Origin of the sequence: Streptomyces sp. NPDC002054 (genome assembly GCF_040296685.1) — a bacterium.
GTDB lineage: Bacteria > Actinomycetota > Actinomycetes > Streptomycetales > Streptomycetaceae > Streptomyces.
On sequence record NZ_JBEOXT010000064.1, the window covers coordinates 1 to 22,770 of the forward strand.

The following is a 22,770-nucleotide window of genomic DNA, read 5'->3' on the forward strand; positions in this document are numbered from 1 at the left end:
GGGGGGCTGTGTTTTTCCGGGGGGGGGCCCCCCCCCCCCCCCGGGGGGGGGGGGGGGGGGGCCCGCCCCCCCCCCCCCCCGCCCCCCCCGGCCCCCCCCCCCCCCCCCCACGCCTCCGCTTCGCTCCGGCGCATGGGCCGCTTCGCGGCGAAGCCTCTGCTGCGCTCCGGCTACGGGGGCGCAGTTGTGGGGGTAAGGAAGGTCTAGCGGGGAACATGCCCTCCGCTGCGCTCCGGGCAGTGCCAGCCTTCGGCTGGCGCGCCTCCGCTTCGCTCCGGCGCATTGGCCGCTTCGCGGCGAAGCCTCCGCTGCGCTCCGGCTATAGAGGGGCGGCTGTAGAGGTAAGGAGATTTGGCGGAGCATTCCAGGCTGAGCTCCCGGCAGTGCCGGCCCTTCGGGCCGGAACCCCTCCGCTTCGCTCCGGGGTATGGGCCGCTTCGCGGCCAGGCCTCTTTTGCCCTGGCCCATAGACACCCCCCCATGCGGAAGAAAAAAGGTTGGGGAACATGCCTTCCGCTGAGCTCTGGCTACAGGGGCACCCAGTTGTGGGGGTAACGGAGGTCTGGAGGGAAAGCTGCGCTCTGGGCAGTGCCAGCCCTTCGGGCTGGAGCCCCTCCGCTTCGCTCCGGGGCATGGGCCGCTTCGCGGCAAGGTCTCCGCTGCGCTCCGGTTACTGGCACCCAACCCCAAGAGGGAAACAGGAGGTTGGGGAATATGCCCTCCGCTTCGCTCCGGGCAGTGCCGGCCTCCGGCCGGTGTGCCTCCGCTTCGCTCCGGCACATTGGCCTCTTCATGGTGAAGCCTCCGCTGCGCTCCGGCTATAGCCGGGCAGCTGTAGAGGTAGAAAGGTCTGGCTGAGGCATTCCCAGCTGAGTTCCGGGTAGTACCGGCCCTTCGGCCGGAACCCCTCCGCTGCGCTCCGGGGTATGGGCTGTTTCACGGCAAAGCCTCCGCTGCGCTCCGGCCTGGTTCTGTCCACGAAAAGGAGCAGCAATTCGACGTCGGTTGGGGAGGCGCACTCGGCCAGGGAGTGCCTCGCAGTGTTCACGAGAACTGCCAGCACCGGGCCTTCCTCCCTGCACAGCCGTCAGTGAAGCGTGATGGGCTCTCTGATCTTGATCTTCGCGCGGCGCCCCGTTCACGATCGTCCCATGAGTCAGCACTCGGTAACCTTGGACAAGATCGTTTTGGAGGACTGGTCGGCCGTTCACTCGTGGGCGTGCCTCCCGGAGGTGTGCCGCTACCAGTCCTGGGGGCCGAACACAGAGGTCCAGACGCAGGACTTCGTGGACTCCGCGGTCAAGGCCTGGTCGGGTACCCCTCAGCGCCGGTTCCCCTACGTCGCCCGCGTCGGGCCGGACGTGGTGGGCATGGGTGAGCTGCATGTCCGCAGCCATAAGCAGCGCCAGGGCGAGATCTCATACATCGTGCATCCCCGGGTATGGGGGCAGGGCATCGGCACGGAAATAGGCCGGCAGCTCCTCGCGCACGGGTTCGGCGAGCTGGGGCTGCATCGGATCCATGCCACCTGTGACCCGAGGAATCTCGGCTCCTCCCGAGTCCTGTCCAAGATCGGCATGACGCATGAGGGACGCCTAAGAGACACAGCGCTGCTCCGCGACGGCTGGCGAGACTCCATGATCTTCAGCAGCCTCGAAGGAGAATGGCGCTCCACTGCGTAGCTCCGCCTCCGGGGTGATGTCGATTCTCATGAACACCATCTATTCGCCCGAGCGTGCGACGCCCAATGTCATGTCAAAACGACGTCGCTACTCGCGTGCAAAACCACTCCAGCCCACAGGCGCCGCCCAAGGCGGAAGAAAAAAGGTTGGGGAACATGTCTTCCGCTGCGCTCCGGGCAACTGAGGTCTCAGGCTGGTGCGCTTTTGCTTTGCTCCGGCATATGGGCCTTGTTGTGGCAAAGCCTCCGTTCTGCTCCGGCTACAAATGTTCGGTGAGGGGTTGCTCGGCTGAGTTGTTGCTGAGGGTAAAGGGCAGGGCTGTTCGGGGGGTTTTTGCTTAAGGGTGGGTGGGGGTGGGGTTGAGGGGTGCTTCAAAGTGGGTTGGGGATAGAGATTGGAATCGGTCAGTTTCGGTGTCCTTCTGGACAGTGTGTCCGGATCGGGGAGTGGGTGCTTCGGCTGTGGGGTGGTGGGTGTTGGGGGTGTGGTGCGGGGGTTTTTGTTGGGGGGTTGAGGGGCGGGCGAAGGACTTGGCGCGCATATAGAGGGTACGGAGATGCGTTGTTGCAGGTCAGGAGGGGTGCGGGGGGAAAGATATGTACCTCCTGGGGGGACATATCGAGGGGGATGTGTCGCTGGTGGGGGGACAGAGCGACGACAAAATGTCAGTGGGGCTGACGGAATTAGGGCTAAAACGTCAGGGGGGTTGACGTTTTAGGGGAGGTGTGTCCGTGAACTGAGGGGGGAGAGGGTGGGGTTGGGTGTCGGGTGGGAGGGGGCGCAGTGGCCGAGATGTGTCCCTCCTGGGGGGACACAAGACACGCCGAACGTCAACGAGCGTGACACTTGTGTCACCCTTGTTGACATACTCTCCACGCAGATCAACGAAGTGGAGAGCATCCTCGTGTCATCAGAGCCACAGCGCCGCCGGCCGGGTCCGGCGCCTGCGCCGCGTCCTGATCTCCCCGTTGATGACGCGATCTCGGCGTGGAGTCAGCCGCTGGCTCCGGTCAAGGATCTGGACAGCCTCGCGAGGCGGTATCCGAGCCGGAAGCTCACGCTCGACGGTGAGCGCAAGCCGCTGGAGTTCTACGGGACGCAGAGTCAGCCGAACGCGTTCTCGATGGACAGTCTCGAGTTCTTCCTGGTGATCGCCCAGTACTTCCGGGAGGCCCTGCCGCTGCGGCTGATCCTGCTGTTGATCGCCTGCCAGCGGGCAGGGGGGCGGATTCCGCTGACGCAGGAGGAGATGGCTACCATCCTCGATGTCAGTCGGACGAAGACCTCTGAAGCGCTCCACACGGTGATGTCTCATGGGATCGTCTTCAAGGTGCGGCGGGGTGTGTATCAGTTCAACCCGCCCTACAGTTACCGGGTAGCCGAGTTCATCCCGGGTACGGAGATGACGGGTGAGTTCGTGAAGGTGGAGCAGCACAGCACGATCTCGGAGATCCGCGGTGATGCGAGTCTGCCGGATCTGGTGCGCTTCCCCTCGTTGGACCACATGCGTCAGGCCATCGCGGAACTGCGGGCCGAACGGGCAAAAGAGCGCGCTGCGCGTCGGCTGAGCCGGGCGAAGCGCACGGAAGAAGGGACAGCTCAGTGAGCACCTTGCGATTCGCTGCGGTCAACGCCGACGGGCTTCTCTCCGACCTCGACCTCCCGCCGGCGGCCTACCGGGTGCTGCTGAAGCTGCGTTCGCTGAGTGAGCCGGGCGGGCGGATCCTGATCGACCAGGCCACGGTGGGCGGGCTGCTGGATCTGAGCCGGCCGAGTGTGAATGCCGCGCTGCGGAGTCTTGAGCTGGCGAAGCTGGTGCGGAAGGTCCGCAACGGGGTGTACCAGATCAATCCGATGCTGGCCGGGTACAACTCCTTCGAGGATGCTGTGGCTGCCGTCAACGAGATGCCGGCCGAAGAGCGGTTGGATGCGCGCGGGTACGTGGCGAGCTACCACCGGGCGGTGGCGGCGTACCAGGATCAGTTGGCGGAGCAGCGGAAGAAGCGGGCGGCGCAGGCGGCTGCGAAGAAGGCTGCCGAGTCGAAGCGGCGGAGGGCGTTGCACGCGGTGGGCTGAGTGAGCCTGGTACGTGTCTGTGAGGGCTTCCGGGCGGTGCTCGGGGGCCGTGGAGGGCCTCGGGTGTATCACCCGGGGTCCTTGGCGTTTGTGGGGCTCCCAGGGCGCGTTGTGGGGGCTTCCAGGGCGGCTGGGCATGCCGGTCACATTTTCCTTTTGGGTTTCGTCATACCGGCGTCGAACCGGCTGATGTGACGAGGAGAAGAGTGATGCAGGCACGGATGGGCAATCCGGCGGTGGTCGTTCCCGACGCGCTTCCCGCGTTGATGGCACTGGACAAGGCCACGCGTGCGGTGGGCGTGCCGAAGAGCACGTTGGACCTGGTGCATCTGCGGGCGAGCCAGATCAACGGGTGCAGTGTCTGTGTGCTGATGCACGCCGGCGATCTGCGCAAGGGCGGGGAGAGCGACGAGCGGATCGACACCGTGGCGGGGTGGCGGGAGGCGCCGTATTTCACGGATGCCGAGCGGGCCGCGCTGGCGTTGGCGGAGTCGGTGACGCGGGTGAGTGACCGCGGGGACCAGGTGCCGGACGAGGTGTACGACGAGGCGGCCAAGCACTACGACGAGCAGCAGCTGGGGGCGCTGATCCTGTCGATCGCCACCGTCAACCTGTGGAACCGCGTGAACATCGCGGCTCGGCAGGTGGCCGGCGGGGAGTGGAGCTGACCGGTGCTGGCGGCCGGGCTGCGGTCGTGTGCCGCGGCCCGGCGGTCGAGCCTGTGGTGTTCCGGCCTCTAGATCGACAGGGTCTCTTCTGGTTGATACATTACGGACCTTCTGGTTTGTTTTTGTGAGGGGTGGTCAGGCCCGCCTCGCGGGCAAACCGTTGTGGCGGTTTGTGGAGTCGCCGTGGTGAAACAGGAGCGTGCTGCCCGCACGCGTGAGACGCTCGTCCGCGCGGCTGCCGAGGCGTTCGCCCAGGAGGGCTTTGTCACCGCCTCCGTTGCGTCCATCGCCAAGCGGGCCGGAGTCAGCGCGGGTGGACTGCACTTCCACTTCGGGAGCAAGCCGTTGCTGGCCGAGGTGGTGGAGTGCCGTGCCGCGGAGGCGGTCCGGATGATCACCTTCGGCCGGCTGGACCGGTGTGCCGAGGCGCTGCAGCTGATGGTGGATTCGACACACGACCTGGTGGCCCTGCTGGCCGGGGATCCGGTGGTGCGGGCGGGGTTCGGGCTGTGTGCCGATACGGCCCGGGTGAGCGTCGCGGATCCGCGGAAGCTGTGGCGGTTGTGGACCGAGGAGGTCTTCCGGCTCGCGGAGCAGGAGCGGCAGTTGGCCTGCGGGGTGTCGGCCTGTGCTGCGGCACATGCCGTGGTCGCGGCGACCGTGGGGTTCGAGGTGCTCGGGGCGGCCGAGCCGGAGTGGGTGTCGCGGGAAGCCGTGACGACGTTCTGGGAGTTGCTGCTGCCGCGGTTCGCGGCTCCTGAGGCGCTGGGCCGGCTGGATGCCGGAGGCTCGCAGCCGGTTCGTAGGTCTGGTTTTTGACGGGTGGTTGCGGGGAGATTCGGGTTTTTGTGCGGGGCTGAGCTTGTTGGTCCGTGGCCTTTGGGTTCGTCAAATGGGCAGGTCGCTGCGGGTTTTGTGGGGGCTGAAAGGTGAGTTGTGGGCTAAAACAGCGCAACCGGTTTGGTATTGACAAACCGCCGGTCCTGTTTTTTACTGACGGAGGCTCATCCACCGACAGGGGAGTACGGCGTGAACATCGAAGTACTGGGTGCACTGGCGGTGCGTGAGAACGGTGTTTCGATCACGCCGACTGCTCCGAAGCCGCGGCAGGTGCTCGCGCTGCTGGCCCTGCATGCCGACCAGGTCGTGCCGGTGGCCGCGCTGATAGAAGAGCTGTGGGCGGGCGAGCCTCCCCGTAGTGCGCGGACGACATTGCAGACGTACGTGCTGCAATTGCGGGCGATGATCACCACTGCTCTTGAAGCCGGTGGTGAGGGTGAGACGCGGACCGCGAAGGATGTGCTGGTCACTCTGCCTGGTGGGTATCTGCTGGCGGGGAACGGCGGCACGAGTGATGTGCGGGAGTTCGACCGGCTGGCGGGGATGGGGTACCGGGCCATGGATGCCGGGGACTTCCCCGGTGCGGCGCGGTTGCTGCGTGAAGCCCTGTCTCTGTGGTCGGGGGCCGCTTTTGCGGATGTTCACGGTGGTGCCCAGCTGGAGATGGAAGCCCGACGGCTTGAAGAGACCCGGCTGTGTGCGCTCGACCAGCGCATCGAAGCCGATATGCGGCTGGGGCGTCATCGCGAGCTTCTTGCCGAGCTGACCGTGCTGGCCAGCCGCTACCGCACCCACGAGAACCTGCACGGCCAGTTCATGCTCGCCCTCCACCGCTCCGGCCGCCGCGGCGAAGCACTCGACGTCTACCAACGCCTGCGCGGCACCCTCGTCCGCGAACTCGGGCTCGAACCCTCCGCCGCGCTGCGCGGCCTGCAGCGCTCCATCCTCATGGCAGGCCCCGAGCACCCCGTCGAGCCGGCCGACACAGGAGCCGACCGACTCGCACGCGTGGGCTGACGGAACGGCCCGCGCGGCGACCCGCCGTGACCGTTCGGAGGAGACCATGAAGATTCAGGTTCTGGGTCCGTTGAGCGCCGAGGTCAATGGCGGCTCGATCGTTCCGACGGCCGGCAAGCCGCGGCAGATTCTGACGCTGTTGGCGCTGTATCCGGGGCGGGTGCTGCCCGTGCCCATGCTGATGGAGGAGATCTGGGGCACCGAGCTGCCGCAGAGCGCCCTGACCACCCTGCAGACGTACATCCTGCAGCTGCGCCGCCGGCTGGGCACCGCGATGGGCCCGGGCGCACCCGGTGCGGCCAAGGAGCTGCTGGCCACCCGGCACGGCGGGTACCTGCTGCAGATCCCGCCGCAGTGCGTGGACGTGCACGCGTACGAGGATCTGGTCGCCCGCGGCCAGGCCGCCTTCGAGGGCGGGGACGACGAGCAGGCGGCTGCGTTGCTGCGGAGTGCCCTCGGGCTGTGGCAGGGGCCCGCGCTGGTCGACGTACGGGTGGGGCCCATTCTGGAGATCGAGGCGACCAGACTCGAGGAGAGCCGGCTGGGGACCATCGGGCGGCGGGTGGATGCCGATCTGCGGTTGGCCCGGCATGCCGAGCTGATTCCCGAGCTCACCGAGTTGATCGCGCGTCATCCGCAGCACGAGAGTCTGCATGCGCAGGCGATGGTGGCGCTCTACCGTTCGGGGCGGCAGGCGACGGCGCTGGACATCTACCGGCGGCTGCGGGCCAGGCTGATCGATGAGCTCGGTGTCGAGCCCTCGCCGCAGTTGCAGCGCCTGCACCACGCGATGCTGACGGTCGACCCGGCCCTGGACGTCATGGCCGGGTCGAAGCGGGGGTCGACCTTCGACCTGTACGCGGCGTAGCCGGAGTCCTCAGCGGCGGGGCTGCGGGGGCGTGCAGCGGGTGCAGCAGTGGGACGTACGGGTCCAGTTGGCCGGGGTTGCGGTGCCGGCGGCGGGCGGGGTGGGACGGGGCTGTAGGCGGCCCGGGTGGGTCCAGCGGGGTGTTGCGGCGGGGTCCGGTGCGGTTCGGGGCCGGGGGGCCGTGGGCCGGGCGGGGCCCTTTCCGGCGTTGGCCGTGGACGGGTGGATCCGGTGCCAGGCGTCGCTGGTGGTGATGGTGGCGAAGAGGGCTGCGAGGGCGCGTTCGCCGTAGTGGCGGGCGGCTTCGGCCCAGACCTCGTCGGGGACCCGGTCGGGGGTGTCGCCGGCGCGGGTGACGGCCTCGGTGAGGGCCAGGGCGGCGCGTTCGGCGTCGGTGAACCGGTCCGCGGGTGCCTGCCGCCAGTCCGCGACGGCGGCGAGGCGGGCGTTGCTCTCTCCCTTGCGCTTGAGGGCACGCCCGTGCATGCGGGTGCAGGTGCCGCAGCCGATGATCTGGCTGGCGCGCAGGTGGACGAGGAACTGGGTGGCGGGTGCCACGCCGACCAGAGCGGCGGAGGCGGAGAGCGCTGCGAGGGCCTTCATGGAGCCGGGAGCCATCACCGCCGGACCGGGGATTCGTGTCTTCACGGCCGTCCTCCTTCAGATCCTGCCGGACGCCTGTACCGCGCGGGGTGGGCGGGGTGGGCGTCTGTCACAGGTATGACGGAGGGGCCGGGTGAAGTGTGACCGGTGGGGGCGCTCAGATCTGCCCGAGTTTGAATCCGACTCCGCGGACGGTGACGATCCAGCCGCTGTCGCCGAGTTTTCCGCGCAGACTGCTGACATGGGTGTCGACGGTGCGGCGGGACCAGGAGTCGCCCCAGACCTGCTGGAGCAGGCGTTTGCGCGGGATGACGGTCTCGGGGTGGGAGGCGAGCAGCAGGAGCAGGTCGAATTCCTTGCGGGTGAGTTTCACTTCGTGTCCGGCGAGGGTGACCTGGCGGGAGTTGCGGTCGATGCGCAGCGGGCCGTGCTCTATTTCCCTGGCGGGGTCGGCGGGTTCGCGGGTGGAGCGGCGCATGACGGCTTCCATGCGGGCCATCAGTTCACGGAATCCGTAGGGCCGGACGACGTAGTCGTCGGCGCCGGCCTGGAGGCCGAGGACGCAGTCGAGTTCGGTGCCGCGGCTGGTGACGATGATGACGGGGACCCGGCTGGTGGCGCGGATGACCCGGCACACTTCGAGGCCGTCGAGGTCGGGGAGGTCGAGGTCGAGGAGGACCAGGTCGGCGTCCTGGTGGGCGTGCAGGGCGGCGCTGCCGCGGTGCACGCAGACGGTGTCGTGGCCGTGCCGGCGGAGGCGTTCCATGAGGGTTTCGGCGCCGTCGGGGGTGCCGTCCACGACGAGGATCCGGTGGTGGCCGGGGCCGGGGTGCGGTTCTTCGGCCGGGTGGGGCTCCGCGGGTCTGTGCGGCGGTGCCGGTATGTGGGGCTCCAGAACTGCCCCTGAGGAAATCCGAGTCATGTCTCCCCCGCGACTCACGCATCCCATTGGGATTCTTCAATGGAGGCTCGTGCTGGGCTCGCCGGAAAAACTACAGACCGGTAGCGGCGAACTGAAGGGCTTTCTGTTCGTTTGCGAGCCCTGCACGAGCGGATTGCCACTGCTACGGGTTGAGGACCCAGGCCGATCCGTGCCGGGTGAAGCCGATGTGCGGGTAGTAGTCGGCGGCGGCGGGCGCGGACAGGAGCACGATCTTGACGCCGGGGGTTTCCTTCTGGGTGGCGTCGATGAGGGCGCGGCCGATGCCCGAGCGCTGGTAGGTGCCGTCGACCGCGATGTCCGAGAGGTAGGTGACGTAGCTGAAGTCGGAGATGCTGCGGGCGATGCCGATGAGCTTGCCGGTGGCGCTGTCGCGGGCGACCAGGACGAGGTTGGCGTTGCGGAGCATCTCGCGGAAGCGGTCGGTGTCCTCGATGGGCCGGCGTTCGCCGAGGCCGGAGGTCCGGTACACCTCGAGGACCTCGTCGAGGTCGAGGCCGGCGCCTTCGACGCGCTCAATCTTCCAGTTCACGCAGCTGCTCCAATCGGGTGCGGATGACGTCGTGGTGGCGGAGGAATCGTTCCGGCTTCAGCGCGCCGAGGTCGATGCCCTCCTTGGCCAGGGTGCTGCCGAAGTACTCACCGGTGGCGAGGGTGTTGTTGGCGGCGGCCTGGACGGCACGGTAGGCCTTCTCGCGTTCCATGCCGCCTGTGAGGAGGTCGGCGAGGACGGTGGAGCTGTAGACCAGGCCGTGGGTGTCGTCGATGTGGGCGGCCATGCGCTCGGGGAAGACCACGAGGTTCTCCACGAGTTCCGCGGCTTTGGTGGCCTGGTAGTGGCCTACGCAGAGGCTGTCGGGGAGGATGACCCGCTCGACGGACTGGTGGGCGAGGTCGCGTTCGTGCCAGAGGGCGATGTTCTCCACGGCGGCGTTGGCATGGCCGCGGAGCAGCCGGGAGAGGCCGTTGAGGCGTTCGCTGCCGGTGGGGTTGCGCTTGTGGGGCATGGCGCTGGAGCCCTGGTAGCCGGCGGTGCGCGGTTCCTCGACCTCGCGTACTTCGGTGCGCTGGAGCAGCCGGAGTTCCAGGGCGAGGTGTTCGACACAGGCGCCGAGGGTGGCGACGGCCTGGAGGAGCTGGGCGTGCCGGTCGCGGGCGACGACCTGGCTGGGGGAGGGTTCGACGCCGAGGCCGAGTTCCTGGCACACGTACTGCTCGACGTAGGGGTCGATGAGGGCGTACGTGCCGACGGCGCCGGAGATGGTGCCGACGGCGACTGCTTCGCGGGCGGCGACGAGGCGGGTGATGGAGCGGTCGACGGCGAAGGCGAAGCCGGCGAGTTTGTGCCCGAAGGTGGTCGGTTCGGCGTGCATGCCGTGGGTGCGGCCGATGATCGGGGTGTTCCAGTGTTCGGCGGCTCGGTCGGCGAGGACGCGGCGCAGGCGCCGGGCGGCGGTCAGCAGGTGGTCGGTGGCGGTGGCGAGGATGTGGCCGAGGGCGGTGTCGACGAGGTCGTAGCTGGTCATGCCGAGGTGGACCCAGCGGGCGGATTCGTCGGGGATGCCCTCGCAGTAGGCGGCGAGGAAGGAGAGGACCTCGTGGTCGCGGTCCAGCTCGATCTCGGCGATGCGTGCGCTGTCGGGCACGGGGGCGCGGCGCATGTCCTCGACCGCGCTGTGTGGGACGACGCCGAGCTTCGCCTGGGCTTCGGAGGCGAGGATCTCGACCCGGACCCAGATCTCGTAGCGTGATTGCCACAGGGCCGACATTTCAGGCAGCGTATAGCGGGAGATCATCTCTGCTCGACTTTCGGTCGCGGGAAACGGGGCGGCGCGGCACGGTCAGAAGTGCTCGAAGTACTCGCGCTGTTCCCATTCCGTGGTGGCCGAGCCGGTGGGCCGGGCCTCGGCGGCCCAGGCTTCGTACCGGGCGGCCTCGCTCTCCTTCAGCTTGATCAGGCAGGCGGCGAGCGGGGTGCCGAGGAGTTCGGCGGCCGGGCCGGCGCGGAACGCGTCCAGGGCCTCGGGCAGCGACTGCGGCAGGGTTTCGACCGGGGCGTCGGGGGTGGCGCCGACGCTGACGGGTGCAGTGGTGCCGGGGAAGCCGATGAGGCCTTCGAGGCCGGCGTGGAGCTGGGCGGCGATGTTCAGGTACGGGTTGGCGCAGGGTTCGCCGACGCGGTTCTCGATGTGGGTGGAGCTGCCGCCGCCGACGACGCGGATCATGGCGCCGCGGTCTTCGAAGCTCCAGCCGATCCGGGTCGGGGAGAGGGAGTGTTCGGTGCCCAGGCGGCGGTAGCCGTTGATGGTGGGGACGGACAGCAGGCAGTAGGCGCGGGCCCGGTCCATCAGGCCTTCGGCGTAGGCCTTGCCCTCGGTGGAGATGCCGGTGGAGATGCTGTCGGCGGCGAACAGGTTGCGGCCGGTCCGGTTGTCGACGATGGACTGGTTGAGGTGCCAGCCGCTGGGGTCGAAGCTGTCGACGCGGGGCAGCGACATGAAGGAGGCGTGGTGGCCGCGGCGGGCGCAGGTCTGCTTGACCAGGGTGCGGAAGAGCAGCATGGCGTCGGCGGTGTCCAGGGCCAGCATGGGGCTGAAGGTGGTTTCCACCTGGCCGGGGCCGGATTCGTGCTCCATGGTGCGCAGCGGCAGGCCGAGGGCGACGAGGTCCAGGGCGAGCGGGTCGGTGATGGCGGCCACGGAGGCGTAGGCGGTGTCGCCGTTGAACTGGTAGCCGGAGTTGACGGCTTCCACGCGGGGGGCGGAGCCCTGCAGGCCGAAGCCGTTGCCGGTGTTTCCGGGCGGTCCGTCGAGGCGGCGGGTGAGGTACCACTCGGCTTCGAGGCCGACGACGGGGGTGAGCTCGCGTTCGGCGTAGCGGGCCGCGATCTTCTTGAGGACGTGGCGGCTGGACAGCGGGTGCGGGGTGCCGTCGCGGAGGTGTTCGTCGCCGAGGATCCAGGCAGTGCGCGGGCCGTCGCCGGGCAGGACCTGGAAGGTGAGCGGGTCGGGGACGAGGACGAAGTTGCCGGCGCCGGCGATCTCGCTGATGCCGATGCCGGGGTCGCCGGACTGGAAGTCGATGGCGACGGCGTGGCCGGTGTCGAAGAGGAACGGGCCGGGGCTGAAGTCCATGCCGTTGCGCAGGACGGACCGGAAGGTGTCGACGGTCAGGGTCTTGGAGCGGGCGAGGCCGTGCGGGTCGCAGAAGGCGACGCGGACGAGGTCGACCCCGTCGAGGCCGGCTTCGATCTGTTCGGCGGCTGCCGTCTGCTCCTCGGTCCAGAGGCCGTATTCGGCGACGAACGACGAGCGGCCGACGCCGCCTTCCCCGTACGGGCGAGACCATGACCGTGCATACATGGCTACAGCACTCCTTCGGTGACGCGATCCGGTATGGGGGGCAGGGAGCCGAGTTCGGCTTCGATCCGCAGGGCCGTGGACAGGACGAGGTCGTCGGCGCCGACGGGGCCCACCAGCTGGATCCCCACGGGGAGCCCGGCGGCGGTGAGTCCCGCGGGCAGGGACACCGCAGGCTGGCCGGTCATATTGAACGGGTAGGAGGCTGGGGCCCAGTCGAGCCACAGTAGATCTCGGGGATCGGCGGCCCAGGCGGGGCCGATGGCGTCCGCGGCGAAGGGTTCGACGGGGACGGTGGCCATGACCAGGAGGTCGAAGCGGTCCATGACGGACCGCAGGGTGGAGCGGAGTTCGTGGCGGACTCCTTCGGCACGCATGACGGCGGGCCCGCTGAGGGTGCGGCCGTAGCGGACGATTTCGAGGCGGCCCTGGTCGATCAGTTCCTCGTCCTCCGGGCGGGTGCCGGCGGCTTCGGTGGCGGCGATGATGTCGACGAGGGCGGGGTAGAGGCCGCCGCAGCGGACTTCGACGCGTTCGACGTGGTGTCCGTCGGCGGTGAGGACCGGCCAGACCTGTTCGGTGATGCGGCGGATCTCGCCGGTGGTGCCGGGGTATTCGACCCAGCCGATGCGCAGGGAGCGGCGGTCGCGGGGGGCGTCGAGGGTGCCGAGTCCGCTGTCGGGGTCGAGCCGGTCGGGTCCGGCGAGGACGGCGGCGAGTTCGATGACATCGGGCACGGTGTTGGCGATGGGTCCGAGGTGGGCGAGGCGTTCGGCGCCGGAGGGCACGTACGGGACGCGTCCGAAGGAGGGCTTGTAGCCGACGGTGCCGCAGAACGCGGAGGGGATCCGGATGGAGCCGGCGCCGTCGGTGCCGAGGGCTCCGGCGCACATGCCGGCGGCGACCGCGGCGGCGGCTCCGCCGCTGGAGCCGCCGGCGGTCAGGGCGGGGTTGCGCGGGTTGCGGGTGGGCTGGGCGACGCGGCAGACGGTGCTGGCGCTCCAGCCGTACTCGGAGGTGGTGGTCTTGCCGACGATGATGGCGCCGGCGGCGCGGAGCCGGGCGACGGCCGGGGTGTCGGCCTGGGCGCGGCCGTTGGGCAGCAGGGAGCCGCGGGTGGTGGGCAGGTCGGTGGTCTGGATGAGGTCTTTGACCGAGACGGTGACGCCCAGCAGGGGGTGGTCCTGCCAGGCCGCCGCCGGGCCGAGCGCGCGGATGCGGGCGTCGGCTGCTTCGGCGGCCTGGAGGGCCTCTTCGCCGGCGACCGAGACGTAGGCGCTCAGTTCGCCGTCGTGCTTGTGGATGGTGCTGAGTACCGACTGGACGTGTTCAAGGACGGAGACGTCTCCCCGGCGGAGGATCTCCTTGGTTTCGCCGACGCCGATGGGCTTCACGGGGTCTCCTAGGTCGGTCCGGTCGGGGGTGTCGGTAGGGGGCGGTGGCCGGGTGGGCCGGGCTCAGGCCACCTGGCCGGGGGTGGCTGCGGCGTCGGGTGCGGCGGCCATGACGGTGTCCCAGTGCCACTGCGAGTCGAACGAGGTGATCTCGGCCTCGGCTCCGTCGGCGGCCAGGCCGGCGGCGAGGCTGGAGGCGCGGGCGATGAACCCGGAGGTGCGATGCGCGGCGAGCATGTCCTGGGTGTCGAAGGGCCGGCCCTGGCTGCGCAGCAGGCGCAGGTCCATGAATCCGTTGAAGCGGCGGTCCAGGACGTCCACGGCGTGCGGGCTGCGGACGGTGAAGCGGACCATGTTGTTGACGTGGCCGTGGTGGTGCTGGTCGGAGTAGAAGGCGATGTCGGGGATGGTGGGCGGCACGAAGTGGTCGCGGGCCTCGACCTCCTTGGTGCGGGGGAGGTTGCCGGCGATGAAGTGCCAGGAGTTGTACTGCATACGGGAGGACATGGCCCAGGCCGTGTCGGCGAGCCGGGCGCTGGAGCCGCCGAAGTAGCGGCGGGCCTCGGGGCTGGGGACCACGCAGCAGAAGAACTCGGTGATGCCCCATTCGGTGATCTCGGCCCAGTTCTCCTCGCGGAGGGCCTGGATCAGCCGGGGCAGCGAGCGGATCCCCCGGCTCATGGCGAAGTCGCAGGCGAAGGCGTCGGTGGTGGCGGCGACGGTCTCGTAGACGAGGGATTCGAGGCCGCTGCCGTACGCGCCGTGCGGCTCGGCGAGCCATGCGGGGGCGGCGGCGAGGGACTCGCCGAGTTCGGCGAGGGTGTCGCCGGTGACGGGCAGGCGTTCGCGGAGCCAGGTGACGACGGCTTCCTCACGGAGGCGGGCGGCGTCCCCGTACGGCTCGGCGACCCGCTCGATCTTGTGCACGAGGGCGCCGTGGATCTCGCGGTAGAGCTGGGCGTTCTGGGTGACCGTCTTGCGGCGCTCGTGCAGGGCGCGGGCCAGGGCGTCGAGTCCGGCGACGGTGGCCTCGGCGGGCCGGGGGACGATCTCGCCGCCGGGTACGGCGTTGTAGTGGCGGCGGTTCTGTTCCAGCTGGTGGGCCACGTGGTCGAGGGTCAGCTGGGTGCCGTTGGCCTCTTCGATACGGGCGTAGCCGGCGGAGCGGATGAGCAGGGTGAGGCAGGTGACCATAACGGCGTCGTTGTCGGGCCACAGGTCCAGCGGCAGGCCGGTCAGGGCGCTGAGGAAGCAGTCCGGGTGGCCGGGCCACAGGGTCTTGCCGGTGACGGTGTTGCCGTCGCGGAAGTTCGTGTACTGCTTGTCCTCCTGGTAGAGCATGAAGGGGGCGGTGCGCTGGGCGGCCTCCTTCAGGGCCGCGAGGGCCTCGTCGCGGCCCTGCGGGCCGAGGGTGTCGAGCCAGGAGCGGCAGTCGGCGACGGACTGCTCGAAGCGTTCGGCGGCGCGGGCGACTTCGCTGCGGTAGTCGGCGAGGGCCTGGGCGGACCAGGGGGCGCGGAGCACTCCGCCGACGAGGTTGGCGGTGCCGGAGAGCGGGCCCTGGCCGGGGACGCGGATGACGATGCGGCCACTGGTGGTGAGGCCGATCTCGCCGAGGAAGACCGGGGCGTCGGGGGCGAGGGCGTCCTCGCCGAGGTGGACGTACGGGTCGTCCTCGCGCCAGGTGATGCCGGTGAGCACCTTGAGGGCGGTCTCGTCGGCGATCCGCAGGGCGCGCAGCTGTACGTCGGCGGGGACGTGGCCGCCGAGGGAGGCGAGGATGCCGACGGCGCCGGCCAGGTCGGCGGCATCGGTGGCGTCCTGCCAGACCTGCTGGAGCAGGCCGGGGAAGCCGGCGTCGTCCTCGCGTACGAAGTCGGGCTTGGCGGTGGCGCCGGCGGGCAGGCCCAGGCGGCTGGGGCGGCGGCTCTGCCGCTTCTTGGCGTTGAGGGCCCGGCGGCTGGTGCCGGGACGCTCGGGGAGCGTGCTCACGCGGTGCCTCCGGCGGTCAGTTCGATGTGGTTCCACATGGCCTCGTCGGTCGGGGTCCAGTCCTCGTCGACGTAGATGCAGTCGACGGGGCATTCCAGGACGCAGACGGGGCAGCCGGAGCACAGCTCGGGAATGATCACGACGTCGATGCCACGGTCGAAGATGGCGCCGAACTCGGCGGGGCAGCTGCGCAGGCAGGTGTCGCAGGTGATGCACTCGGACTTTTCGATGCGGCGCGGCGGCTTCTTCCAGTCGGAGCGGGATCGTGTGGCGATCCGCTCGGTCCTTCCGGACGCCTCCGCCGGGGTGTTGCTTACCTTGAGCATCAGGTGCTCTCCTTATCCACTCCGACTGGGCTCCACAACTCCCGGATATTGCAGCGGTGTGTGATGTATTGGGACTCGAATTGCTCCCGAATCAGGCTCGTATACGGCTTGAGGGCGGCTGGTTCCGGGAGATTTTGCGGGAATACGGGGGACCTTCGGGTCGTGGCCGAGCACGATGTCAAGGGGGGCTGTTCAGCCGCGGAATTCCGACTACGCCGAGCAGAAGGAAGACGTTTCGATGACGAGACCTGTGGTGGCGCTGACCGCCGACTCGACCACGGTGAACTGGAACATCTGGGGAGAGGTGGCGGCGTGTCTACTGCCGCTGACCTACCTCGAGAAGGTGGAACGGGCGGGCGGGGCACCCCTGCTGCTGCCGCCGATCGTGGACACGGTGGACGCGGTGATGGGACGGGTGGACGCGCTGCTGATGTCGGGCGGCGCAGACCTCGATCCGGCTCTGTACGGGGAGCAGCCCGGGAAGTTCACCCGGGCACCGCACCCGGGGCGGGACGCCAGTGAGATGGCGGCGCTGGCGATCGCGGAGGAGCGCGGGATCCCGGTGCTGGGCATCTGCCGGGGGCTTCAGCTCATCTCGGTCCGCCGGGGCGGGACGCTGGACCAGCACCTTCCGGAGCACTCGCCGACGGTGCCCGGCCGGTACGATCCGCGGACCATCCGGACCGAGCCGGGCTCGGTGATCGGCAGAACGCTGGGCCCGTCGCCCACCGTGTACTGCCATCACCACCAGGGCATCGACAAGCTGGGGGCCGGGCTGGTGGCGACCGCGTGGTCGCAGGACGGGGTGATCGAGGCGGCCGAGGCCGCGGATCCGGATGCGCCGTTCCTGGTCGGTGTGCAGGCGCACGGGGAGCTGGGCGAGGACACCGTCCCGCTGTTCGAGGCGTTCATGGCGGCGGCGCGGGAGACGGCTTCCCGGAGGCACTGAGCCGGCCGCCGGCGGCGGCCTGCAAGGGCGGACGGCCCGGTCACTGCTGCTGCGGTGACCGGGCCGTCCGTTGTGCCTGTGGGGGGTTGTGGGGGGTGTGGGGATGCACCGGGTGGCGGCCCGGAGTTCGGGTTACGGGCGGACGCGGACCAGTTCGCCGTTGGTGCCCGCCGACTTGTGGGTCACGTAGATCTGACCCTGGGGGCCGATGTCGAGGCCGGTCGGGCCGAGCAGCGGCGCCCCGGTGGGTATCTGGGTGATCGCCTTGGTGTTCAGGTCGACCTTGGACAGCCGGCCGGGCAGCGGCGGGCCGGCCTGGAAGCCGTCGGTGAAGGACAGCGCGTACAGGTTGTTGTTCTTGTCCAGGGCGATGTCGACGAGGTTCGACAGCCCGGTGACGAAGACCTCCGGCTGACCGCCCGGGGCGATCTTCCAGATCCGGGAGGCGCCCGGGCGGGTGCCGCTCATGTCGGAGACGTAGACGGTGCCGTTGGCGGCGCGGACGATGCCGGTGGGGACGGCTTCGGCGGGACCGGTGGGGGTGTCGTTCTTGGGGAACGTGAACGCGGTGGTGGTGCCGTTGGCGCAGTCGGCGCGGACCAGCGTGTTGGCGCCCGGGTCGGTGATCAGGTAGCCGCCGTTGTCGCGGACGAAGCCCCACGGGTTGGCGTGGACCTCGCCGCCGTCCGGGTTGAGGCGGGTCTCGTGGTCGGACAGGTCGGCGAGGACCTTGCCGTCGCGGGTCCGGAACAGGGTGCCCATCTTGGCGGCGTCGGCGCCGAGGGCGGCGCGGGAGGCGGTGTCGCCGCCCTGGCCGGTGAGCACCAGGTAGCCGCCCCACGGGTCGGGCACCACGCTGCCGGGGCCGTTGACGTGCTGGGCGCCGCCGGTGGCGGCCGAGCCCTGCGCGGTGGAGGGCAGGCCGGTGAGGACGCGGCCCTTGCGGCTGCCGTTGACCTGGTAGATGGAGCCGGTCTTGCCGACGCACCAGGTCTCGGCGGTGGCGCAGTCGGCCTTGCCCTCGCCGGCCTCGGCGACCAGGATCCGGCCGTCGCGCAGGGCGGTGACGTCACGGACGTTCTTCAGGCCGGTGGCGAGGACCTCGAGGGTGGGGGTGGTCTGGGTGCGTGCCTGGGCCTGCGCCGGAACCGCGAGCAGCGGGGCCGTGATGCCGGCCGCGGCCACGGTGGTCACCGCGGTCAGAAGGGCAGCCCTCCAAGACCGGGCCGGCCGTGCTGACCGTACGGATGTCGACATATCTCTCCCTAGTCGTGGACGCCCCCGTCGAAGGAGCGATACGAAATCCCTGCCACGATAGGCAGTCGGTGTGCGGTGAATAACCCCGTAAAGAGCGCGCGTTGGCCGTACTCCAGCAGGCCTCCGGAGTGTGTGCACGCGCGGTGTGCGAAATCTCTGGTTCCGGTGGGTTGCCGGAAAATTGCCGGGCTTATTGTCCGGCTTCCATGAATTCGTCTTTCGGCGGTCTGTCGAGGGGTTTCCGAGTCCGCCTTGAGCGCTTGGGATGACGGTAGGCCGGACGACGAAGGAGGAGAACTGTGGACGGTGGGAACGGGGGAACGCTGGTGCGGGTCGAACGCGGACTCGCCGGGGCCGAAGAGCTGGCCGCGGTGACCGTGGTGCTGCTCTCGCTCCTCGCAGAGCGGAGCGGCGGGGAAGCGGAGGACGGACGGTCGGCCGGAGCCGCCCGCTGGACGCCGCCCGAGTCGGGGTACCGCTCCCCGCGCAGCTGGCAGTGAACACACATCGAGGAAGGGACCTGTCGTGACGATGGTGAGCAACGAAGCTCCGGCCGTTGTGGAAACGGCCGATGCCCGAGGGCGGGTGGCGGAGCTGCATGCCGTCCGTGCGCAGGCGTGGAGCGGCCCCAGCGAGCGGGCGACCCAGGCGCAGTACGCGAAGGGGAAGCTGACCGCCCGGGAACGGATCGATCTGCTGCTGGACCCCGGTTCGTTCAGTGAGGTGGAGCTGTTGCGCCGGCACCGGGCGACCGGCTTCGGTCTGGAGGAGAAGAAGCCTTACACGGACGGTGTGATCACCGGCTGGGGCACGGTGGAGGGGCGGACGGTCTTCGTCTACGCCCACGACTTCCGCATCTTCGGCGGCGCGCTCGGCGAGGCGCACGCGACGAAGATCCACAAGATCATGGACATGGCCATCGCGGCCGGTGCCCCGCTGGTGTCGCTCAACGACGGGGCGGGTGCCCGTATCCAGGAGGGTGTCTCCGCACTCGCCGGGTACGGCGGCATCTTCCAGCGCAACACCAAGGCTTCCGGTGTGATCCCGCAGATCTCGGTGATGCTGGGCCCGTGCGCCGGCGGCGCGGCGTACAGCCCCGCCCTCACCGACTTCGTGTTCATGGTCCGCGACACCTCGCAGATGTTCATCACCGGCCCGGACGTGGTGCGGGCGGTGACGGGCGAGGAGATCAGCCAGAACGGGCTGGGCGGTGCCGATGTGCACGCCGAGACCTCCGGTGTGGCGCACTTCGCCTATGACGACGAGGAGACCTGCATCGCGGAGGTCCGCTACCTGATATCGATGCTGCCGGCCAACAACCGGGAGAACCCGCCGGTGCACGCCACCGACGACCCCGCCGACCGGCGCTCGGACGTGCTGCTCGACCTGGTGCCCGCCGACGGCAACCGCCCGTACGACATGGTCAAGGTCATCGAGGAACTCGTCGACGACGGCGAGGTGCTGGAGGTCCACGAGCGCTGGGCCCGCAACATCATCTGTGCCCTGGCGCGGCTGGACGGGCAGGTCGTGGGCATCGTCGCCAACCAGCCCGGGCACCTGGCCGGGGTGCTGGACATCCACGCCTCGGAAAAGGCCGCCCGCTTTGTGCAGCTGTGCGACGCGTTCAACATCCCGATCGTGACCCTGCTGGACGTGCCCGGCTTCCTGCCGGGCGTCGACCAGGAGCACGGCGGGATCATCCGGCACGGTGCGAAACTGCTGTACGCGTACTGCAACGCCACCGTGCCGCGGATCAGCCTGATCCTGCGCAAGGCCTACGGCGGTGCGTACATCGTCATGGACTCCCAGTCCATCGGCGCCGACCTGACCTATGCCTGGCCCACCAACGAGATCGCGGTGATGGGTGCGGAGGGCGCGGCCAACGTCATCTTCCGCCGCCAGATCGCCGACGCCGAAGACCCCGAGGCCATGCGCGCCCGGATGGTCAAGGAGTACAAGGCCGAGCTGATGCACCCGTACTACGCGGCCGAACGCGGCCTCGTCGACGACGTCATCGACCCCGCCGAAACCCGCGAGGTGCTCATCCGGTCGCTGGCGATGCTGCGCAACAAGCACGCCGACCTGCCGTGCCGCAAGCACGGCAACCAGCCGCAGTAGGGAATCGGCGCAGGCCGGACGGCGGGCGGCCGTGGGCGGGGGACGCAACCACGGCCGCGCGCCGTCGGTGCGCCCCGCCGGCCGCCAAGGGGGTGCTGCAGCAGGGCGCCCGGCCACGGTGGCCCTGCTGGGAAGAGTGCGGCTGGAGCGGGAATCGCAACGGGCCGTCCGGACACACGGTGTGTGTCCGGACGGCCCTTCGGCATGCCCGGGGTTAGGGTCCGGGCAGGTTCAGACGGTTCCGAACTCCGGGACCGCCAGGTCGAGGCGGTCCACCTCGGCCTTCGCCATGACCACCGACACCTCGGTGATCCGGTCCTCGGCAACCGTGAAGAGCATGACGCGGAGTTCCCCGCCGGAGCGCGCCACGACGCCCACCACGCCGTTGACGAGCGCCACCTGCGCGCTCTGGGCGAACTGCGCGAACATGGCGGCCTGCCGGGCCACCAGGGCGGCACCCCGCACCGCGGTCAGCGCACCCGATATGCCGCTGTCGGAGCGGGCCACCACATCGGGGTCGAGGACCTCGAGCAGCGCCGCGAAGTTCCCGTCGCGGGCGGCGGCGAGGAAAGCGTCGACGACCCGGCGGGTGCGGGTGAGGTCGGCGGCCGGGGGCACGGTGTCCGCCTCGCCCCGGACCCGGCGGCGGGCCCGGCTGGCGAGTTGCCGGGCCGCGGCCGGGGTGCGTTCCACAATGGGCGCGATGTCCTCGAAGGGCACGGCGAACAGGTCGTGCAGGACGAACGCGAGCCGCTCGGCGGGCGCCAGTTTGTCCAGCACCACCAGCATGGCCACGCCCACCGAGTCGGCGAGCAGGGCCTCTTCCTGGGGATCGGGCTGCCGGGGCCGGCCCGCGGCGGTGACGGCCGTGTCCGCCGCGGCCGGCTCGGCCGGGCGTACGTCCAGGGGTTCCTCACGCCGCGAGGTGCGCGAGCGCAGCATGTCCAGGCACACCCGGCCGACCACCGTGGTCAGCCAGCCGGCCAGGTTGTCGATCTCCTCGGCATCGGAGCGGCTGAGCCGGAGCCATGCCTCCTGAACGGCGTCCTCGGCCTCGCAGAGCGAGCCGAGCATCCGGTAGGCGACGGCCCGCAGACGGCCCCGTTCCTCCTCGAAGCGTTTGGCCAGCCACTCATCCTCGTGCATGGATTCCGTCCTCGCTTCTTGTCCGCCCTCGTGGTGACGGACTGTCATGTGCTCTTTGACCCGGGGTGATTCTGTCAGCCTCCGCCGCATTTACAGAGTCCGTTCCCGAGCGGGTCTTGAGTGCATTCCGACTGGCTTTCAAGCGTGTCTTGACACCGTGATGCGATCGGACACGCAGAGGAGGAGCTGATGTACGACAGCCATGACGCACCGCCGATCCGTCTTGCCGGGGCCGAGGACGACGAAGGAGCCGAGGCACACATCGTGCGCGGCATCGATTGATCAGCGGGCGGTCCGGTGGGACTCAAGGAGGAGTCGAGAGAGCCCGGGCAGGCTGCCTGGCAGCAGCCCGGCATCGCCGGCGACCGCTCTCACACACTCGATTTCTGCTTAGCTGAGGAGTTACGCAATGGCTGCCCCCGACTTGGTCAAGAGCGGGACAGGAGCAGGGGCCGGCTACAAGGCCGGCGCCATCCTGGCCTTTGTCTGCCTGGCCCAGTTCATGGTCTTCCTCGACGTGTCGATCGTGAACCTGGCGCTGCCGTCCATTCAGGACGGTCTGGGCATGTCCGATGTCAGTCTGGAATATGTCGTCACGGCTTACGCGACCGTGCTCGGTGGCTTCCTGCTGCTCGGCGGTCGGCTTGCCGACCGTTACGGACGCCGCAGGCTTCTGCAGACGGGTCTGACGATTTTCGCCCTGGCCTCGCTGATGGCGGGTATGGCGGACAGCGGAAGCTGGCTGATCGCCGCCCGTGCGGTGCAGGGCTTCGGTTCGGCGATGATCGCCCCCGCGGCGCTCTCGATCCTCACCAACACCTTCCCCGAGGGTCCCGAGCGCAACAAGGCGCTGGGCCTGTGGGGTTCGCTCTCCGGTATCGCCTCGATCGTGGGTGTGATCCTCGGTGGCGTGCTGGCCGACAGCATCGGCTGGGAGTACATCTTCTGGATCAACGTGCCGATCGGCCTGACCGCGGCGCTGCTGGCCCCGAAGATCGTTCCGGACAGCAAGGCCGAGGGCCCGCGGACCCGGTTCGACGTCTTCGGTGCAGCGACCCTCACCAGTGCGCTGCTGCTGCTGATCTTCACCCTGGGTGAGGCCACGCACGTGGGCTGGGGCTCCGAGCGCACGCTGGGCAGCCTGGCCGGCGTGGTGGCGCTGCTCGCCGCCTTCCTGGTGATCGAGACCAAGGTCGAGGCGCCGGTCATGCCGCTGCGCGTCTTCAAGCTGAAGTCGGTGAGCACCGCGAACATCGCGGCCGTCGCGGTCTTCGGTGCCTTCGCCGCCCTGTTCTTCTTCGCCAGCATCTTCATGCAGCAGGTGTACGGGTACTCGCCGCTGAAGGCCGGGTTCGCGTACGTGCCGCTGGCCGTCAGCGTGGCGGTCGGCGCCGGTGTCGCCTCCGGCCTGATCGCCAAGGTCGCGGCCCGGGTGGTCCTCATCGTCGGTCTGGCCACCACCATCGCCGGTCTGCTGCTCCTCTACCGCGCCCCGGCGGGCGGCAGCTACGCGGTGGACCTGCTGCCCGGGTTCA

The 22,770-nt window shown here is 69.5% G+C and carries 21 protein-coding genes; 11 read left to right on the forward strand and 10 right to left on the reverse strand.

Annotated elements, in window-relative coordinates; genetic code table 11:
• Window positions 1-1,151 precede the first annotated feature (1,151 nt).
• The 7 genes from ABT123_RS35760 to ABT123_RS35790 all read left to right on the forward strand — a co-directional run bounded on the left by ABT123_RS35760 (window position 1,152) and on the right by ABT123_RS35790 (window position 7,151).
• Window positions 1,152-1,682, forward strand: a complete 531-nt coding sequence (locus tag ABT123_RS35760; protein ID WP_351322454.1) for a GNAT family N-acetyltransferase — start codon at window positions 1,152-1,154, stop codon at window positions 1,680-1,682.
• Window positions 1,683-2,571: 889 nt separating this feature from the next.
• On the forward strand, window positions 2,572-3,288 hold the full coding sequence (locus ABT123_RS35765) for a hypothetical protein (RefSeq protein WP_351322456.1): 717 nt from the start codon (window positions 2,572-2,574) through the stop codon (window positions 3,286-3,288).
• Window positions 3,285-3,758, forward strand: a complete 474-nt coding sequence (locus ABT123_RS35770) for a MarR family transcriptional regulator (RefSeq protein ID WP_351322458.1) — start codon at window positions 3,285-3,287, stop codon at window positions 3,756-3,758. Before ABT123_RS35765 ends, ABT123_RS35770 begins: the two co-directional genes overlap by 4 nt.
• A 209-nt stretch (window positions 3,759-3,967) precedes the next feature.
• On the forward strand, window positions 3,968-4,426 hold the full coding sequence (locus tag ABT123_RS35775) for a carboxymuconolactone decarboxylase family protein (protein WP_351322460.1): 459 nt from the start codon (window positions 3,968-3,970) through the stop codon (window positions 4,424-4,426).
• A 186-nt stretch (window positions 4,427-4,612) separates the two neighbouring features.
• The gene (locus tag ABT123_RS35780) at window positions 4,613-5,245 is read left to right on the forward strand and encodes a TetR family transcriptional regulator (RefSeq protein WP_351322462.1); all 633 of its coding nucleotides are present in this window, start codon (window positions 4,613-4,615) and stop codon (window positions 5,243-5,245) included.
• A gap of 210 nt (window positions 5,246-5,455) precedes the next feature.
• Window positions 5,456-6,283, forward strand: coding sequence for an AfsR/SARP family transcriptional regulator (locus tag ABT123_RS35785; RefSeq protein ID WP_351322464.1), 828 nt, complete (start codon window positions 5,456-5,458; stop codon window positions 6,281-6,283).
• A 46-nt stretch (window positions 6,284-6,329) separates the two neighbouring features.
• Complete coding sequence (locus tag ABT123_RS35790) at window positions 6,330-7,151, forward strand: AfsR/SARP family transcriptional regulator (protein WP_351322466.1); 822 nt, start codon at window positions 6,330-6,332, stop codon at window positions 7,149-7,151.
• Between the two features lie 9 nt (window positions 7,152-7,160).
• On the opposite strand, the gene ABT123_RS35795 is transcribed toward ABT123_RS35790, so the two are convergent.
• From ABT123_RS35795 to ABT123_RS35830, 8 genes are all read right to left on the reverse strand, one after another.
• Window positions 7,161-7,799 carry a carboxymuconolactone decarboxylase family protein gene (locus ABT123_RS35795; RefSeq protein ID WP_351322468.1) on the reverse strand — a complete coding sequence of 213 codons (639 nt, stop codon included), beginning with the start codon at window positions 7,797-7,799 and terminating at the stop codon, window positions 7,161-7,163.
• Between the two features lie 112 nt (window positions 7,800-7,911).
• Window positions 7,912-8,553, reverse strand: coding sequence for a response regulator transcription factor (locus ABT123_RS35800; RefSeq protein ID WP_502971161.1), 642 nt, complete (start codon window positions 8,551-8,553; stop codon window positions 7,912-7,914).
• Between the two features lie 265 nt (window positions 8,554-8,818).
• Window positions 8,819-9,226 (reverse strand): GNAT family N-acetyltransferase, encoded by a 408-nt coding sequence (locus tag ABT123_RS35805; protein WP_351322472.1) that lies wholly within the window; start codon window positions 9,224-9,226, stop codon window positions 8,819-8,821.
• Window positions 9,210-10,490 (reverse strand): adenylosuccinate lyase, encoded by a 1,281-nt coding sequence (purB, locus tag ABT123_RS35810; protein WP_351322474.1) that lies wholly within the window; start codon window positions 10,488-10,490, stop codon window positions 9,210-9,212. Before purB ends, ABT123_RS35805 begins: the two co-directional genes overlap by 17 nt.
• Window positions 10,491-10,535: 45 nt before the next feature.
• Window positions 10,536-12,056: a glutamine synthetase family protein gene (locus tag ABT123_RS35815; protein WP_351322476.1), complete on the reverse strand. Its 1,521-nt coding sequence runs from the start codon at window positions 12,054-12,056 to the stop codon at window positions 10,536-10,538.
• A 2-nt stretch (window positions 12,057-12,058) separates the two neighbouring features.
• Window positions 12,059-13,447, reverse strand: a complete 1,389-nt coding sequence (locus tag ABT123_RS35820; protein WP_351322478.1) for an amidase — start codon at window positions 13,445-13,447, stop codon at window positions 12,059-12,061.
• Window positions 13,448-13,510: 63 nt separating this feature from the next.
• On the reverse strand, window positions 13,511-15,439 hold the full coding sequence (locus ABT123_RS35825) for a hypothetical protein (RefSeq protein ID WP_351322480.1): 1,929 nt from the start codon (window positions 15,437-15,439) through the stop codon (window positions 13,511-13,513).
• Entirely contained in the window at window positions 15,436-15,765 is a 330-nt protein-coding gene (locus ABT123_RS35830; RefSeq protein WP_351322482.1) for an ATP-binding protein, read from the reverse strand. The genes ABT123_RS35825 and ABT123_RS35830 overlap by 4 nt, the downstream gene beginning before the upstream one ends.
• 238 nt (window positions 15,766-16,003) lie before the next feature.
• Here ABT123_RS35830 and ABT123_RS35835 point away from each other — a divergent pair, with 238 nt between their 5' ends.
• On the forward strand, window positions 16,004-16,714 hold the full coding sequence (locus tag ABT123_RS35835) for a gamma-glutamyl-gamma-aminobutyrate hydrolase family protein (protein WP_351322484.1): 711 nt from the start codon (window positions 16,004-16,006) through the stop codon (window positions 16,712-16,714).
• 132 nt (window positions 16,715-16,846) lie between these two features.
• Here the strand turns inward: ABT123_RS35835 and ABT123_RS35840 are convergent, their stop codons facing one another.
• Window positions 16,847-17,908: a ScyD/ScyE family protein gene (locus tag ABT123_RS35840; protein ID WP_351322486.1), complete on the reverse strand. Its 1,062-nt coding sequence runs from the start codon at window positions 17,906-17,908 to the stop codon at window positions 16,847-16,849.
• Between the two features lie 362 nt (window positions 17,909-18,270).
• On the opposite strand from ABT123_RS35840, the gene ABT123_RS35845 reads away from it, so the two are divergent.
• Both ABT123_RS35845 and ABT123_RS35850 read left to right on the forward strand, forming a co-directional pair.
• A complete protein-coding gene (locus ABT123_RS35845; protein WP_351322488.1) occupies window positions 18,271-18,471 on the forward strand; it encodes an acyl-CoA carboxylase subunit epsilon in 201 nt (66 codons plus the stop codon).
• A gap of 31 nt (window positions 18,472-18,502) precedes the next feature.
• Window positions 18,503-20,089 (forward strand): acyl-CoA carboxylase subunit beta, encoded by a 1,587-nt coding sequence (locus tag ABT123_RS35850; protein WP_351322494.1) that lies wholly within the window; start codon window positions 18,503-18,505, stop codon window positions 20,087-20,089.
• 231 nt (window positions 20,090-20,320) lie between these two features.
• Here the strand turns inward: ABT123_RS35850 and ABT123_RS35855 are convergent, their stop codons facing one another.
• Window positions 20,321-21,235, reverse strand: a complete 915-nt coding sequence (locus tag ABT123_RS35855; RefSeq protein WP_351322490.1) for a sigma-70 family RNA polymerase sigma factor — start codon at window positions 21,233-21,235, stop codon at window positions 20,321-20,323.
• Window positions 21,236-21,644: 409 nt separating this feature from the next.
• On the opposite strand from ABT123_RS35855, the gene ABT123_RS35860 reads away from it, so the two are divergent.
• Window positions 21,645-22,770 (forward strand): MFS transporter (locus tag ABT123_RS35860; protein ID WP_351322492.1); only part of this gene is annotated, 1,126 nt, incomplete at its 3' end.